This window comes from Cupriavidus sp. IDO (assembly GCF_000812465.1).
Taxonomy (GTDB): domain Bacteria; phylum Pseudomonadota; class Gammaproteobacteria; order Burkholderiales; family Burkholderiaceae; genus Cupriavidus.
Map to the genome: position 1 here is coordinate 1 of NZ_JWMA01000021.1, position 12,834 is coordinate 12,834.

Below are 12,834 nucleotides of genomic sequence, written 5' to 3' on the forward strand. Positions count from 1 at the left end.
CTCCTTGGATAACTCGTACTAGAACCTGTACAAGTATAGCAAATCTGCGCGCAGGAGGGTGGTTTGCGGACGCCCGTGAGTGTGCAGCCGCAGCTGGCCAGCAGTTCGTCTTAGCGCACGGCGTAGCGTAATGCGCCGGCTTCGCCGCAAGATGTGCAGACGGGCGTCAAGCGGGCATGATGATAATCATGGAGCACATCTATGTTACATAGCCGCGCCCCTTCGGCGAGCGTCCGCTCTCCCGAGATCCCGGAGCTCAGTCCGACCCGCGCGGTCGGCATTGACGGCGGCTACCTTCGGCGGGCCGGCCACCGGCGCCGCCAAGACGGTTGGTTTGAAGTGATCGTCGGGAAGTCCCTGCGGGATCAGGATGCCGGCCATAGTTTTGCCTACGTGCACAAGCTGGAGCGCCGACCCAATTTACGGAGGGGGCCCGGTCGATGACGTTGCCGTTGCCTCGCGCGCCCGCGACGCGGGGCTTGCAGTGCTGCCACTTTTGATCTGGTACGCGAACGGCCGCATGCGGCACACGCCACGCGGCCTGGTAATCGGCTTCGCGAACATCACGGATGCGGGGGAAGCGTCTCGCCTGGCGCAAACGTTGTACGCGTGCCTCGACGGTTGACGGGCGTGGCCATATGACCCGAAACCCTGGCCCGGCGACGTCGGCCTCCCGATTTTTGTTCGCTTTACATGAGAAGTTGCGAATCTTTGTCCGCCCACAGCCTCTCCGGTGCCGGGCTGAAGAAACGCACTGACACTGCGCTGCCGGGCTTCGGCGCGAACTGCGCGTCGCTGAACACGTGCGCCATGCCGGTGGCGCTCGCCAGATGCACTAGCGCCCGGCGCCAGCGCTGCGTGCCAATCTGGGCGCGGACTGCGCCGGCATATTGCCCCACAGGCGGCAGGCAGATGCCTTCCGGAAGACGAATCTCCGCTGCGCCGCCGGCGCTGGTGCGCGCGGGCGTCCTGCCCACCACCATGGCGCGGATCTCGTGCGGACGCGTCAGCAGTGCCGCGGCCGCGCGCACGTCGCCACTCTGGATCAGGCGGCGGGCCTCAGTGGATGAACAACGGACGCCGGTCCCGGCGACATCGGTGGCCCGCAGCCGCACCGCCTCGACGGCATAGCCGTGCTCCTTGCCAAGCTGGCCAAGGTAGTCGACGTCGCCCTGGCGTCCCCGTCCGCAGCGGAAATTCGCGCCAACCACCAGCCGACGCATGCCCAGGCGCGCCAGCAGCAATCCACGAACAAAGTCATCCGCACTGGCTTCGCTGAGGGCGCGATCGAATGGCAGCACCAGGCAGTGGTCGACGGTGCCGCTGTCGGCCAGCAGCGCGATACGGTCATCAACGGTGGAGATCATGCGGGGCGCACGTTGCGGCTGCAGGAACGCACGCGGATGGGGGTCGAAAGTCAGCAGTACGGTCGGCAGCCCGAGCAAACGCCCGGTGGCGCGTAACGCGGCCAGGACGGCGCGGTGCCCGCGGTGCACGCCGTCGAAGATGCCGATCGAAACGACGGATGCTGCCAGACTCGGCGGGTCGGCTTGTCTTGTCACCTGCATGATGGTCTCCTCCTCTTGTCATGAACCGCATGCTAGGAGGCAATGGCGCAGGACGCCAATCCCTTGCCTTCATGGCGACTATAACCAGCGCTCATCCCTCGATGTCCGCCCCCGAGGCCGCGCCCGCCGCGGCCTCGTGGCGTGCAAACAGTTTGTGCACCAGCGCGCGGATCCACTGGTTGCCGGGCTCGCGGTGCACGCGGTCATGCCAGTGCTGGGCGATGTCCATGCCGGGCAGCGCCAGCGGGGGCGCCACCACCGCCAGATCCAGGTCCTCGCACAGCGCGCGCGCCAGCGTCAGCGGCAGGATCGCCACGGCGTCAGAATGCCGGGCGATCAGGGCCGCGGTGGCAAAGCTCGGTACGCGGCAGACGATGTTGGTGTGCGGGACGGCGGCTTCGATGGCGCGCTCGACGCTGAGATGTTCGTGGCCCGTACCGACCGCGGAGACCAGCACATGTTTCTCGGCGACGAAGGCACCTGGCTCGACGAGCTGTGCCAGCCGCGGATGGTCCCTGCGCACGACGGCGCCGTAGGTTTCGTGCCATAGCAGTTGGCGGCGGATGCTCTGCGTCAGGCTGGGGAATGAGCCGATCGCTAGGTCAACAAGACCATTCTCCAGCCAGAGATCGAGATGCGTGGCATCTGCGTTGACCGCCTGGACCAGGATGCCCGGCGCTTCCTCCGCCAGCCGGCTCAGCAGCAGCGGCAGCATCTGCGAGGCGCCGGCATCGAGCAGGAAGAAGCTGAAGCTGCGCTGGGTGGTGCGTGGATCAAAGCTGACATGGTCCGAGCGCAATGCACGCACGCTCTGGAGGATAGCCCGCACCGGCTCGCCCAGCTCCAGGGCCTTGGGTGTCGGCTCCATGCGCAAGCCCACCCGGACGAACAGCGGATCGCCGAAATAGTGGCGAAGCCGCGCCAGCGTCTTGCTCAGCGCCGGCTGGGTCAGGTTGAGCACGCGCGCTGCCTTGGTGAGGCTGCGCTCGCTTAGCAGCACCTCGAGCACCAGCAGGTGATTCAGGCTGAGTTCGTCTTCATAACGCTGGGGAATAGTGTCCATGATGCGAGGTGATTAGCAAACGGGCCGGCTCGGCTGTAGTCTAGTTTCACACAGCTGACACAGATCAGAAAGCAGCTTTCCAGAGACGAACCTCTCTCCACGCGCTATCGCAGCGCGAGGACAAAGGACCCCCAAGAGGAGGAGATCGCCATGTCGTCCGCAGTTTCCGTCGCAGCCATCGAGAGCCCCATTGCAGATGCCGCCATCGACGCCACCAGCTTTCGCGACGCTTTGTCGCGTGCCGTCACCGCCGTGACCGTCATCGCTACCGACGGCGCTGGCGGCCGCGCTGGCCTCACATGCTCGGCAGTCTGTTCCGTCAGTGACTCGCCGCCGACTGTGCTGTTCTGCATCAACCGCCGCAGCGCTGCAAACAGCGTGATCAAGTCCAACGGCGTGGTCAGCATCAACTGGCTGCACGCCAGCCAGGCTGCAGTGTCTCAGCTCTTCGCCGGAGCCGGTGCGGTGCCGATGGCGCAGCGCTTCGACGGTGACAGCTGGGATGTGTTTCCCACCGGCGCGCCATACAGCAAATCCGCCATGGTTGCCCTTGACTGCAAGGTAGTCGATCAGATCGAGATCGGCACCCACAGCGTGTTCGTCGCGCAGGTGTGCGGCAGCGCCGGCGCCGAAAGCGGCGACACGCCGCTGGTCTACTGCCGGCGCAGCTACGCCACCACGCAGCCAGTCGCGGCCTGACGCGCGTCCCGGCAGCACCCGAGTCCCACATCCGTGTCCGTATGCCCTTCTCCAGGGCAGGGACCGTCACACCCCCGAAAACCCACCAAGGAGACCTCGCGATGATTCGCACTGGCAAGCAGTACCTGGAATCGCTCAACGACGGCCGCAACATATGGGTCGGCAATGAGAAGATCGACAACGTCGCGACGCACCCCAAGACACGCGACTACGCGCAGCGCCACGCCGATTTCTACGACCTGCACCATCGTCCCGACCTGCAGGACGTGCTGACCTTCGTCGACACTGACGGCGAACGCCGCACCATGCAATGGTTCGGCCACTTCGACAAGGAGCAGCTGCGCCGCAAGCGCAAGTACCACGAGACCATCATGCGCGAGATGGCCGGCGCTTCGTTCCCGCGCACGCCGGACGTCAATAACTACGTACTGCAGACCTACATCGACGATCCGTCGCCGTGGGAAACGCAGACGATCGGCGCCGAGGGCAAGGTCAAGGCCAAGAATATCGTCGACTTCGTGAACTTCGCCAAGAAGCACGACCTGAACTGCGCGCCGCAATTCGTCGACCCACAGATGGACCGCTCGAGCCCGGATGCCCAGCAGCGCTCGCCCGGGCTGCGCGTCATCGAAAAGAACGACAAAGGCATCATCGTGTCAGGTGTCAAGGCGATCGGCACGGGTGTCGCCTTTGCGGACTGGATCCACATCGGCGTGTTCTTCCGTCCGGGGATTCCGGGCGACCAGATCATCTTTGCCGCCACGCCGGTCAACACCCCGGGCGTGACCATCGTCTGCCGTGAGAGCGTGGTCAAGGACGATCCCATCGAACACCCGCTGGCCTCGCAGGGCGACGAACTGGACGGCATGACGGTGTTCGAGAACGTCTTCATTCCATGGTCGCACGTGTTCCACCTGGGCAATCCCGAGCACGCCAAGCTCTACCCGCAGCGTGTGTTCGACTGGCTGCACTATCACGCCCTCATCCGCCAGTCGGTGCGCGCCGAACTGATGGCCGGCCTGGCGATACTGATCACCGAGCATATCGGCACCAACAAGATCCCCGCCGTGCAGACTCGCGTGGCAAAGCTGATCGGCTTCCACCAGGCCATGTTGGCGCATATCGTCGCCAGCGAAGAGCTGGGCTTCCATACGCCGGGAGGCGCCTACAAGCCGAACATCCTGATTTACGACTTCGGCCGTGCGCTCTACCTTGAGAACTTCTCGGAAATGATCTATGAGCTGGTCGACCTCTCCGGGCGCAGCGCGCTGATCTTCGCCAGCGAGGACCAGTGGAACGACAAGGCCCTCAACGGCTGGTTCGAGCGCATGAATAACGGCCCGGTCGGCAAGGCGCACGATCGCGTGAAGATCGGCCGGGTAATCCGCGATCTGTTCCTGACCGACTGGGGCAACCGTCTGTTCGTCTTCGAGAACTTCAACGGCACCCCGCTGCAGGCCATCCGCATGCTGACCATGCAGCGCGCCGAGTTCTCGGGCGCGGGCCCCTACGGCACCCTGGCCCGCAAGGTCTGCGGCATCGAGCTCGGCGATGGCCACGAGAGCGAATACAAGGCCACCGCCGGCTACGCCCAGGCGCTCGATTCGGCGCGCCACCAGGAAAAACTCGCCCTGAGCGGCACGATGACTGTGTGATCGCCTGAACTTCCGGCTAGCCCCAGCCGGCCGGAACAACTGAACCATCGAAGGAGTGCAAGATGCAAACTAATGAACTGCTCGACAAGATCTTCCGCGGCGCGCGCAGCCAGAACGGCTGGCTGCCCACGCCGGTGCCCGACAGCAAGCTGCGGGAACTGTATGACCTGATGAAGTTCGGCCCGACCTCGGTCAACTGTTCGCCGGCCCGGCTGGTGTTCGTGCGCACCGAGGAGGGCAGGGCCAGACTGCGTCCGGCACTGGCGCCTGGCAACGTCGACAAGACCATGGCCGCACCGGTGGTCGCTATCGTCGGCTACGACACCCGATTCTACGAGCATCTGCCGGAGCTGTTTCCGCACAACCCGTCGGTCAAGGCGTGGTTCGAGGGCGACGAAAAGGTGGATTTCGCCAACACCACTGCGTTTCGCAATGGCACGCTGCAAGGCGGCTATCTCATTGCCGCGGCGCGCGCGGTGGGTCTGGACTGCGGCCCCATGTCCGGTTTCAACAACCAGGCCGTTGACCAGGCTTTCTTCACCGGCACCAGCATCCGCTCGAACTTTATCTGCGGCCTTGGCCATGGCGACCCCGAAAAAGTGTTCGCCCGCAGTCCACGCCTGTCGTTCGACCAGGCCTGCAAACTCGCCTAGCGGCCAGGAGTCTAGCCATGCAAGAGTACGACCAGCATAACCTGACCCAGGCCGTCATTGCGCGCCTGGCTGATACGCCCAATGTACGCACCAGGGAGATCATGACCAGCCTGGTGCGACACCTGCACGACTTCGCACGCGAGGTAAAGCTGACAGAGGACGAATGGAAGCAGGGTATCGAGTACCTGACCGCCACCGGGAAGATGTGCGACGACAAGCGCCAGGAGTTCATCCTGCTCAGCGATGTGATGGGCCTGTCGATGCTGACGGTGGCGATGAACCACGAAAAGCCGGAAGGCTGTACCGAGTCCACTGTGTTCGGGCCCTTCCACGTCGAGGGCGCGCCGCACTATGAGCACGGAGCGGATCTGGCAAACGGAGCCAGGGGCGAGCCTTGCATGGTCCATGGACGGATTGCAGGCGTGGACGGGCGGCCGGTTGCCGATGCCGTCGTGGAAACCTGGCAGGCGGATGCGGACGGCCACTATGACGTGCAGTACGAAGGACTTGAAGTGGCGCAGGGCCGCGGCGTGCTGAAGTCGGGCGATGATGGCCGCTTTCACTTCCGCACCGTCGTGGCGCAGGCCTATCCGATTCCTGACGACGGCCCCGTCGGCGAGCTGCTTCGCGCCACAGGCCGCCATCCATGGCGGCCCGCGCACCTGCACTTCATGATCAAGGCGCCGGGCTACGAGACGCTCGTGACACACGTCTTCAGGCGCGGCGACAGGTATCTCGACTCCGACGCCGTGTTCGGCGTGCGCAAGTCCCTGATCGGCGACTGGGTGCGCCAACCCGATGACACCTACCGGCTCGACTTCGACTTCGTGCTGAATCCGGTCAACTAGCACCGGAATCCGGCCCGCCGCCCTCACGGGTGGCGCGGCTGCAGCCACGCACCGCGCCAGCCGGCCCGGTGTTTCACGCGGTCTTTCGGAGTAGCAAATGGGATCGATAGATGGCGCCAAGGTCCGGCGGGCACGCGCATCGCTGCCAGTCCGGTTCGGGCGGCTCGCGCTCGTCGCCGCATGCGCGGCGGGCAACGTACCGGCGCGCGCCACCGAGGGCGGCGGCAACTCCTACCCCATCGGGGTCGACAACCTGTATTCCGGCCTGATGCTGCCCGAGGGCGCCAACTGGCTGCTGTTCTACCAGCACTACGATGCGGGCAGCTCCAAGGACAATACCGGCCACGACAACCCCAAGCTGGCCAGTTTCCACCTGCGCCTTGATGCGCTGGCGCCGCGGCTGTCGTATGTCTGGCCCGGCGTCAGGGTGTTCGGAGCCAACCTGGAAACGCGCGTGGTGGTGCCCATTGTCTCGGCGAATCTCGACATGTCGGTTGCCAGGCCAGCACCTTTGCCGCCGCTCGACAAAGGCGGCAACAAGACCGGCTTGGCCGATATGACCCTGGCGCCGGTGTTCCTCGGCTGGCACAGCGGCGCATTTCACCAGATGGCGGGCGTCGAATTCCACCTCAAGACCGGCGCCTACGATGCCCATGACCCGGTCAATATCGGTCGCAACTACTACCAGATTGCGCCGAGCTACGCCTTCACCTGGTTCCCGACGCGCGATGTCGACATCAGCGCCAAGTTCCGGTACGGCTTCAACACGCAGCTTCAACACGCGCAACGATGCCACCAGCTATCAGTCGGGTGACGAAGCCACCATCGAATTCAGTGCCGGCTACCACGTCACGCCGAGGCTGACGCTTGGCCTGAACGGCTATTACTACGTCCAGACCACTGACGACACACAGAACGGCGTGCGCGTCAACGGCAACGGCAACCGTGGCCGCGTCACGGCGCTTGGGCCCGATATCTGCTTCCAGCTCACCGACAAGGTGAGCTTCGCGCTCAAGGGTCAGTTCGAGTTCGGCGCGCGCAATCGCCCGGAAGGCAACCGGATCTGGGCCATGGCCCGCATATCGCTCTGACTGGCGATTCATTCCGACAACATTGGAGACCATACGATGAACGCATTCCAGTACTCCACCCGGGCCCAGCGCATCGTCTTCGGCGCCGGCACAATCCGGCAGGTCGGCAAGGAAATCGATACGCTGGGTGTGTCCGGCGTCCTGGTGCTCTGTACACCCGAGCAGCGCCCGCTGGCCAAGCACGTGGTGGACCTGCTCGGCGCTCGCGCAATTGGTATCTTCGACCGTGCCGTGATGCACGTGCCGGTCGAGACCGCGCGCGCGGCCTGTACGATGGCATTCGAGCTGGGCGCCGACAGCGTGGTGGCGATCGGGGGCGGCTCGACCACGGGGCTCGCCAAGGCCATCGCCCTCGAGATGAGCCTGCCGGTGCTGGCGATTCCTACCACCTATGCCGGCTCGGAGATGACAGCGATCTACGGCCTCACCGATGCGGGCCTGAAGCGCACAGGCACTGACGTGAAAGTGCTGCCGCGCACCGTCATCTACGACCCTGAACTCACTTACTCGCTGCCGGTCGCGGTCAGCGTCACCAGTGGCATCAACGCGCTGGCGCACGCCGCCGAGGGCTTGTACGCGCATGACCACAGCCCGATTTCGGACCTGATGGCGAAGGAAGGGATACGGACCATCGCGGCGGCTCTGCCGGCGCTCGTCACCGAACGGGACACGGCCGGGTCGCACGAGGCGCGTGCGCAAGCGCTGTACGGAGCGTGGTTGTGTGGCGCCGTGCTCGGCAGCGTGGGTGTGGCGTTGCATCACAAGCTCTGCCACACGCTCGGCGGCAGCTTCAACCTGCCGCATGCCGAAACGCACACCATCATCCTGCCGCACGCGCTTGCCTACAACGCGAAGGCGGCGCCGGGCGCCATGGCCGTCATCGCGCAGGCGCTGGGCGCAGCCAATGCGGCACAAGGTGCTTTCGATCTGGCACGTACGACTGGTGCCCCGCTTGGCTTGCATCAAATCGGCATGCGGGAGGATGAACTCGACAAGGCGTGCGAGATCGCCTTGCGGAACCAGTACCCGAATCCGCGCCCACTCGAAGCCGGGGCGATCCGCGAACTATTGCAGAACGCCTGGGAGGGTCGCCGACCGGTCTGACGTGGGCGGCATTCGGAATTCTGGCTTACCGGTCGGCGGCGCGCAGACGTGATGGCGGATTTGCCTTGTTATGGGCAATTATGGTGATGACAAGCGAGAAGGTAAAAGATGTGGAAAATCCCAAAGGAATACAACCATTTGACGTTCGCAGCGATACAGGCTGGCGTAACGTGTGCGGTGGCATCAGCAATCGCAAGCGTGCAGTTTGTTGCGGAGGGAACGTTTGTTTCTCACTGGCTGCGCGCATATCTTTTTTCCTGGGTTGCAATGTTGCCCGTCGTCATCGCCGTGGCGCCGTTCATTCGCTGGCTCGCAAACCGAATCACGGGTTGAACGCCAGCCGTGCCCTTCGCCGAGGGTAAAAGGGCGCCAAAACTCGAGATGAACCATTGCGATGCAATAGACAAATAGGTTTGGCACCGATGATCAAACATATTGTGATGTGGAAGGTGAGAGGTTCGAGTCCGGAAGAAAAGAGTGAGAGTGTGTGTCGCGTACATGCAGCGTTCGACGGACTGATTGGCGTTATCCCGGGTCTTGTGACTCTTGAGGTTGGCGCCGACGTCAGTCGCATCGACTATGCGTGCGATGTGGTGCTCTACACGGAGTTCGAATCCAGAGACGCACTAGACTCTTACTCAACCCATCCTGCTCACCTCAGGATTAAGCGTGAGTTGGCCGCCGTCAGGATCGCCCGTCACCAGGTTGACTATGTCATTGACTAGGTCACGTTCATCAGAAAAATCGGTGGTGATAGGCTGGTTTTCCGCACGCTTGGAGGAAGGCCTTGCAGTACGGGGCCGGCCCTCGCTGAGCGCCAGAGTGCCTTTGTTTGGGGGGCATTGCGTCAGTCGGCCCGCGGTTGCCGTACTGCGAAATCGGTGACGAACGCTACTGCCATGGCCACGGCGCCGCACGTGAAGATCAGCCTGTAGTTCTCATGGGATTGCGCAAACAGGTACGCATAGCCGTAGCCGCCCGGCGCTTGGCTGCAGACCATTGCCAGCCGCCGAACCGATCCCACCGACTCGGTCGTGGTCAGCATCACGCAGATCCACGGCGGCGATACCTGGAACGTGCTGCCTGAGTCGGTGGTGCTGCGCAGCACTTGGTGCGCGACCGCACGCAGACTGAGATGAGGCAGATCTGCGAGCGCGTGGGCGCAACCCACGGCGCACGGATCGCGATCGACTACCGCCCCGGCTACCCAAGCGTGGTCAATACCCCCGCCGAGACCGACGCCGCCATCGCCGCCGCCGCGCAACTGGTGGGCGCCGACAACGTGAAGACCGATATCGAGCCGGCCATGGGCCCGGAAGACTTCGCCTTCATGCTGGCGCTGGCGACAGCGCGGAAGACCCGCCGCTGCGCAATCCCTACTACGACTTCAACGACAAGATCCTGCCACTGGGCGCGGCGTACTGGGTCGCTGGTCGCGCAGCAATTGCCGGCCAAATGATCCGCGCCCGTCAGGGCATGCGGGCCGCTTGCGCGAACACATTCAGGAACCCCTGTGCGGGCTGCGCGCCGGTGTGCGCTTTGACGGCCGCAGCCAGCACCGGTGCGGGCAGCCACGGATAGGGCAGCGCCGTCTGCAGGGCCGCCAGCGTGACCGCGCCGGGATCGGCGATCGTGTCCATGCGTTCGATATGGATATGCAGGCTGGCGATACGGTACGTGCCGTCATCGCCCGCGTCAAAGCCCCAGCGGTAATAGCCCTTGCCGACGCGCAAGGCGTTGGACGCCGTTTCCCGCATTACCACCAGCCAGGGGATCGTCATGGCGTTGCCGTCCAGCGCGGCAGCGGCGTCGCCGATGTAGTAGGTTCGGCAGCGGTCGAACGTCTTCGCAAACTCGCTGACCAGCGTGGAGGCAATGGCATCCGCGCCTTCGGCCTTTTGCGGAAAGCTGATGGTGTCGGTATCGATCGAAAAGGTCAGCGACGCATCCAGGGCAAAGGCTTCATGGATCAGCGCCGGACGGTTGTTGTCCTTGGCCTCGACGTATTGGGCCAGCCGTGCTTTGGCGGTGGCAAGCGGGATCGTGTTCATGCTGGACTCAAGAGTATGGATTAAGGGAGGGGCGGGGTGTTGCAGGGAGTTTGATAGAATTTGGCACAAAGCTTGCATCAAAAGCTAAGTGGACATTCCGCCGATGGCAACGACTCCTGCAAACAAGAACCTGACCGTTACGCACCCGGCCTGCCTGGTCGACGGCTCGGACCGTGAGTTCCGGCACCTGGTGAATGGCCTGCTGCCGTTTGCCGCGCGCCTGCTGTCCGTGCGCGACGGCTTTGGTAGCCTGATCGGCCTGACCGGGGTCCAGTACTCGCTGATCCGCTCGATCCTGCACCTGTCGCAGCAAGGCGAGGTAACGGTCAACCAGCTCGCGGACCACCTGCACCTGAGCGGCCCCTTCATCACCATCGAGACCGGCAAGCTCAAAAAGCTGGGACTGATCGACAAGAAGGCCCATCCCGACGACAAGCGCAAGATGCGGCTCACCATTACTGCCGCCGGGACCCGCCTGCTCAATGAGCTGCTGCCAGTGCAGCAGCAGATCAACGACGTGCTGTTCGACGGCGTGTCCCGTACCGAATTCAAGGTGCTGTGCTCGGTGGTGGACCGGCTGGTCGCCAACGGCGACCGCGCTGCGCTGGATCTCGAACACCTGCAGGCGCGCCGGCAGAAGGGCTAGTGCGCGCGGCCGGCGTGCGCCGGCATCAGTGCGCGGCCCACTGCACCGTGCCGACATCGATGCCCTCCTGGTGCATCTCCCATAGCGGGCTCAGCTCGCGCAGGCGGATCACCGTGTCGCTGACCTGGCGGATGACCTCGTCCACCTCCGCCTCGGTGGTGTAGCGCCCCAGCGTGAAGCGGATCGAGCTATGCGCCAGCTCGTCGCTGCGGCCCAGCGCCCGCAGCACAAACGAGGGCTCCAGCGAGGCCGAGGTGCAGGCCGAGCCCGACGACACCGCCACATCCTTGATGCCCATGATCAGCGACTCGCCTTCGACATAGTTGAAGCTGATGTTCAGGTTGTGCGGAATACGGTGGGCCACGCTGCCGTTGACGTACACCTCGTCAAGTCCCGAGAGCCCCGCCAACAGGCGGTCGCGCAACGCGCCCACGCGGCGCGCCTCTTCCGCAAGTTCCAGCCTTGCCAGCCTGAAGGCTTCGCCCATGCCCACGATCTGGTGCGTCGGCAGGGTGCCCGAGCGCATGCCGCGCTCATGCCCGCCGCCATGGATCTGCGCCTCGATGCGGATGCGCGGCTTGCGCCGCACGTAGAGCGCGCCGATGCCCTTCGGGCCATAGGCCTTGTGCGCCGTCACGGTGAGCAGGTCGATCTTGAGGGCTTGCAGGTCGATGGCGATCCTGCCGGCGGCCTGCACCGCATCGCAATGGAACACCACCCCCGCCGCGCGGCAGAGCTCGCCGATCTGCGCGACCGGCTGGATCACGCCGATCTCGTTATTTACCATCATCACCGACACCAGGATGGTGTCTGGCCGCATGGCTGCGCGTAGCGCGTCAAGGTCGACCAGGCCATCGGTGCCAACGTCGAGATAGGTCACCTTGAAGCCCTGCCGCTCCAGTTCGCGGCAGGTGTCGAGCACGGCCTTGTGCTCGGTCTTGACGGTGATGATGTGGTTGCCCTTGCCGCGATAGAAATGCGCCGCGCCCTTGATCGCCAGGTTGTTGCCTTCGGTGGCGCCAGAGGTCCAGATGATCTCGCGCGGGTCCGCATTCAGCAACGCCGCCACATGCGTGCGCGCAGCCTCGACCGCGTCTTCCGCCTGCCAGCCGTAGTAGTGGCTGCGCGATGCGGGATTGCCGAATTGCTGGTGCAGGTAGGGAACCATTTTCTCGACGACCTGGGTGTCGACCGGTGTCGTCGCGCTGTAGTCCATGTAGATCGGAAGGGTCTTCGGCTCGGATTGCATAGCGCTCATTCCTGGAAGCGGATGTGGGGACGACCGTGGGCAAAGCGTACCCGCTGGTCAAGGAAAGTGGAGCGGAGTCTAGCACCGGGCGGCGGCGGCTCGCGGCGGTGCCATGCTGCCGGTAGGGTTGCTTGATGCGCGGACAGCTGCAATTCCGGCCGCCAGGCGCTACCTGCCCACTAGCGTGAAACCCTTGTCCCACAAGGG

At 64.3% G+C, this 12,834-nt stretch carries 17 protein-coding genes and 2 pseudogenes; 13 read left to right on the forward strand and 6 right to left on the reverse strand.

The genetic code is table 11. The features are described from left to right. Positions 1 to 264: 264 nt before the first annotated feature. Positions 265 to 417: pseudogene (locus RM96_RS36820) on the forward strand (ISKra4-like element ISBte1 family transposase); the annotation flags it as partial. Between the two features lie 13 nt (positions 418 to 430). Continuing rightward, positions 431 to 625: pseudogene (locus RM96_RS39840) on the forward strand (PLP-dependent aminotransferase family protein); the annotation flags it as partial. Positions 626 to 689: 64 nt separating this feature from the next. Here RM96_RS39840 and RM96_RS07135 read toward each other — a convergent pair. Both RM96_RS07135 and RM96_RS07140 read right to left on the reverse strand, forming a co-directional pair. Next, positions 690 to 1,568: an FAD synthetase family protein gene (locus tag RM96_RS07135; RefSeq protein WP_052279358.1), complete on the reverse strand. Its 879-nt coding sequence runs from the start codon at positions 1,566 to 1,568 to the stop codon at positions 690 to 692. Positions 1,569 to 1,659: 91 nt separating this feature from the next. Next, the gene (locus RM96_RS07140; RefSeq protein WP_039009251.1) at positions 1,660 to 2,631 is read right to left on the reverse strand and encodes a LysR family transcriptional regulator; all 972 of its coding nucleotides are present in this window, start codon (positions 2,629 to 2,631) and stop codon (positions 1,660 to 1,662) included. 150 nt (positions 2,632 to 2,781) lie between these two features. On the opposite strand from RM96_RS07140, the gene RM96_RS07145 reads away from it, so the two are divergent. The 7 genes from RM96_RS07145 to RM96_RS07170 all read left to right on the forward strand — a co-directional run bounded on the left by RM96_RS07145 (position 2,782) and on the right by RM96_RS07170 (position 8,681). Beyond that, a complete protein-coding gene (locus RM96_RS07145) occupies positions 2,782 to 3,330 on the forward strand; it encodes a flavin reductase (RefSeq protein ID WP_039009253.1) in 549 nt (182 codons plus the stop codon). A 101-nt stretch (positions 3,331 to 3,431) separates the two neighbouring features. Beyond that, positions 3,432 to 4,985 carry a 3,5,6-trichloro-2-pyridinol monooxygenase TcpA gene (tcpA, locus tag RM96_RS07150; protein ID WP_039009255.1) on the forward strand — a complete coding sequence of 518 codons (1,554 nt, stop codon included), beginning with the start codon at positions 3,432 to 3,434 and terminating at the stop codon, positions 4,983 to 4,985. 62 nt (positions 4,986 to 5,047) lie between these two features. Next, positions 5,048 to 5,638 carry a malonic semialdehyde reductase gene (locus tag RM96_RS07155; protein ID WP_039009257.1) on the forward strand — a complete coding sequence of 197 codons (591 nt, stop codon included), beginning with the start codon at positions 5,048 to 5,050 and terminating at the stop codon, positions 5,636 to 5,638. A 17-nt stretch (positions 5,639 to 5,655) separates the two neighbouring features. Then, positions 5,656 to 6,486, forward strand: coding sequence for an intradiol ring-cleavage dioxygenase (locus RM96_RS07160; RefSeq protein WP_039009259.1), 831 nt, complete (start codon positions 5,656 to 5,658; stop codon positions 6,484 to 6,486). A gap of 97 nt (positions 6,487 to 6,583) precedes the next feature. Beyond that, on the forward strand, positions 6,584 to 7,300 hold the full coding sequence (locus RM96_RS40495; protein WP_274520152.1) for a SphA family protein: 717 nt from the start codon (positions 6,584 to 6,586) through the stop codon (positions 7,298 to 7,300). Continuing rightward, a complete protein-coding gene (locus RM96_RS40500) occupies positions 7,215 to 7,577 on the forward strand; it encodes a SphA family protein (protein WP_274520153.1) in 363 nt (120 codons plus the stop codon). Before RM96_RS40495 ends, RM96_RS40500 begins: the two co-directional genes overlap by 86 nt. Before the next feature lie 36 nt (positions 7,578 to 7,613). Further along, positions 7,614 to 8,681 carry a maleylacetate reductase gene (locus RM96_RS07170; protein ID WP_039009260.1) on the forward strand — a complete coding sequence of 356 codons (1,068 nt, stop codon included), beginning with the start codon at positions 7,614 to 7,616 and terminating at the stop codon, positions 8,679 to 8,681. A 25-nt stretch (positions 8,682 to 8,706) separates the two neighbouring features. Here the strand turns inward: RM96_RS07170 and RM96_RS39845 are convergent, their stop codons facing one another. Further along, positions 8,707 to 8,928 (reverse strand): hypothetical protein, encoded by a 222-nt coding sequence (locus RM96_RS39845; RefSeq protein ID WP_238587134.1) that lies wholly within the window; start codon positions 8,926 to 8,928, stop codon positions 8,707 to 8,709. Between RM96_RS39845 and RM96_RS39850 the strand changes: the two genes are divergently transcribed. Together RM96_RS39850 and RM96_RS07175 are read left to right on the forward strand one after the other, a co-directional pair. Further along, positions 8,880 to 9,014: a DUF2798 domain-containing protein gene (locus RM96_RS39850; RefSeq protein WP_238587133.1), complete on the forward strand. Its 135-nt coding sequence runs from the start codon at positions 8,880 to 8,882 to the stop codon at positions 9,012 to 9,014. The genes RM96_RS39845 and RM96_RS39850 overlap by 49 nt on opposite strands. Before the next feature lie 89 nt (positions 9,015 to 9,103). Continuing rightward, entirely contained in the window at positions 9,104 to 9,406 is a 303-nt protein-coding gene (locus tag RM96_RS07175; protein WP_039009262.1) for a Dabb family protein, read from the forward strand. 122 nt (positions 9,407 to 9,528) lie between these two features. On the opposite strand, the gene RM96_RS40805 is transcribed toward RM96_RS07175, so the two are convergent. Beyond that, positions 9,529 to 9,789, reverse strand: a complete 261-nt coding sequence (locus RM96_RS40805) for a hypothetical protein (RefSeq protein ID WP_052279359.1) — start codon at positions 9,787 to 9,789, stop codon at positions 9,529 to 9,531. Positions 9,790 to 9,816: 27 nt separating this feature from the next. Here RM96_RS40805 and RM96_RS07180 point away from each other — a divergent pair, with 27 nt between their 5' ends. Next, on the forward strand, positions 9,817 to 10,140 hold the full coding sequence (locus tag RM96_RS07180) for a M20/M25/M40 family metallo-hydrolase (protein ID WP_193752407.1): 324 nt from the start codon (positions 9,817 to 9,819) through the stop codon (positions 10,138 to 10,140). A gap of 10 nt (positions 10,141 to 10,150) precedes the next feature. Here the strand turns inward: RM96_RS07180 and RM96_RS07185 are convergent, their stop codons facing one another. Beyond that, complete coding sequence (locus RM96_RS07185) at positions 10,151 to 10,732, reverse strand: hypothetical protein (protein WP_039009264.1); 582 nt, start codon at positions 10,730 to 10,732, stop codon at positions 10,151 to 10,153. 103 nt (positions 10,733 to 10,835) lie between these two features. Between RM96_RS07185 and RM96_RS07190 the strand changes: the two genes are divergently transcribed. Then, positions 10,836 to 11,378, forward strand: a complete 543-nt coding sequence (locus tag RM96_RS07190; RefSeq protein ID WP_039009266.1) for a MarR family winged helix-turn-helix transcriptional regulator — start codon at positions 10,836 to 10,838, stop codon at positions 11,376 to 11,378. 25 nt (positions 11,379 to 11,403) lie between these two features. Here the strand turns inward: RM96_RS07190 and RM96_RS07195 are convergent, their stop codons facing one another. Further along, complete coding sequence (locus RM96_RS07195) at positions 11,404 to 12,627, reverse strand: IscS subfamily cysteine desulfurase (RefSeq protein WP_039009268.1); 1,224 nt, start codon at positions 12,625 to 12,627, stop codon at positions 11,404 to 11,406. Positions 12,628 to 12,834 lie beyond the last annotated feature (207 nt).

Excerpts from the sequence above, each read along its gene's own strand:
- RM96_RS07180 (WP_193752407.1), top strand. The coding sequence starts at position 9,817 with ATGAGGCAGATCTGCGAGCGCGTGGGCGCAACCCACGGCGCACGGATC.
- tcpA (WP_039009255.1), top strand. The coding sequence starts at position 3,432 with ATGATTCGCACTGGCAAGCAGTACCTGGAATCGCTCAACGACGGCCGC.
- RM96_RS07175 (WP_039009262.1), top strand. The coding sequence starts at position 9,104 with ATGATCAAACATATTGTGATGTGGAAGGTGAGAGGTTCGAGTCCGGAA.
- RM96_RS07145 (WP_039009253.1), top strand. The coding sequence starts at position 2,782 with ATGTCGTCCGCAGTTTCCGTCGCAGCCATCGAGAGCCCCATTGCAGAT.
- RM96_RS07190 (WP_039009266.1), top strand. The coding sequence starts at position 10,836 with ATGGCAACGACTCCTGCAAACAAGAACCTGACCGTTACGCACCCGGCC.
- RM96_RS40500 (WP_274520153.1), top strand. The coding sequence starts at position 7,215 with ATGTCGACATCAGCGCCAAGTTCCGGTACGGCTTCAACACGCAGCTTC.
- RM96_RS39845 (WP_238587134.1), bottom strand. The coding sequence starts at position 8,928 with ATGCGCGCAGCCAGTGAGAAACAAACGTTCCCTCCGCAACAAACTGCA.
- RM96_RS07135 (WP_052279358.1), bottom strand. The coding sequence starts at position 1,568 with ATGCAGGTGACAAGACAAGCCGACCCGCCGAGTCTGGCAGCATCCGTC.
- RM96_RS07195 (WP_039009268.1), bottom strand. The coding sequence starts at position 12,627 with ATGCAATCCGAGCCGAAGACCCTTCCGATCTACATGGACTACAGCGCG.
- RM96_RS07170 (WP_039009260.1), top strand. The coding sequence starts at position 7,614 with ATGAACGCATTCCAGTACTCCACCCGGGCCCAGCGCATCGTCTTCGGC.
- RM96_RS07185 (WP_039009264.1), bottom strand. The coding sequence starts at position 10,732 with ATGAACACGATCCCGCTTGCCACCGCCAAAGCACGGCTGGCCCAATAC.
- RM96_RS07140 (WP_039009251.1), bottom strand. The coding sequence starts at position 2,631 with ATGGACACTATTCCCCAGCGTTATGAAGACGAACTCAGCCTGAATCAC.
- RM96_RS07155 (WP_039009257.1), top strand. The coding sequence starts at position 5,048 with ATGCAAACTAATGAACTGCTCGACAAGATCTTCCGCGGCGCGCGCAGC.
- RM96_RS40495 (WP_274520152.1), top strand. The coding sequence starts at position 6,584 with ATGGGATCGATAGATGGCGCCAAGGTCCGGCGGGCACGCGCATCGCTG.
- RM96_RS07160 (WP_039009259.1), top strand. The coding sequence starts at position 5,656 with ATGCAAGAGTACGACCAGCATAACCTGACCCAGGCCGTCATTGCGCGC.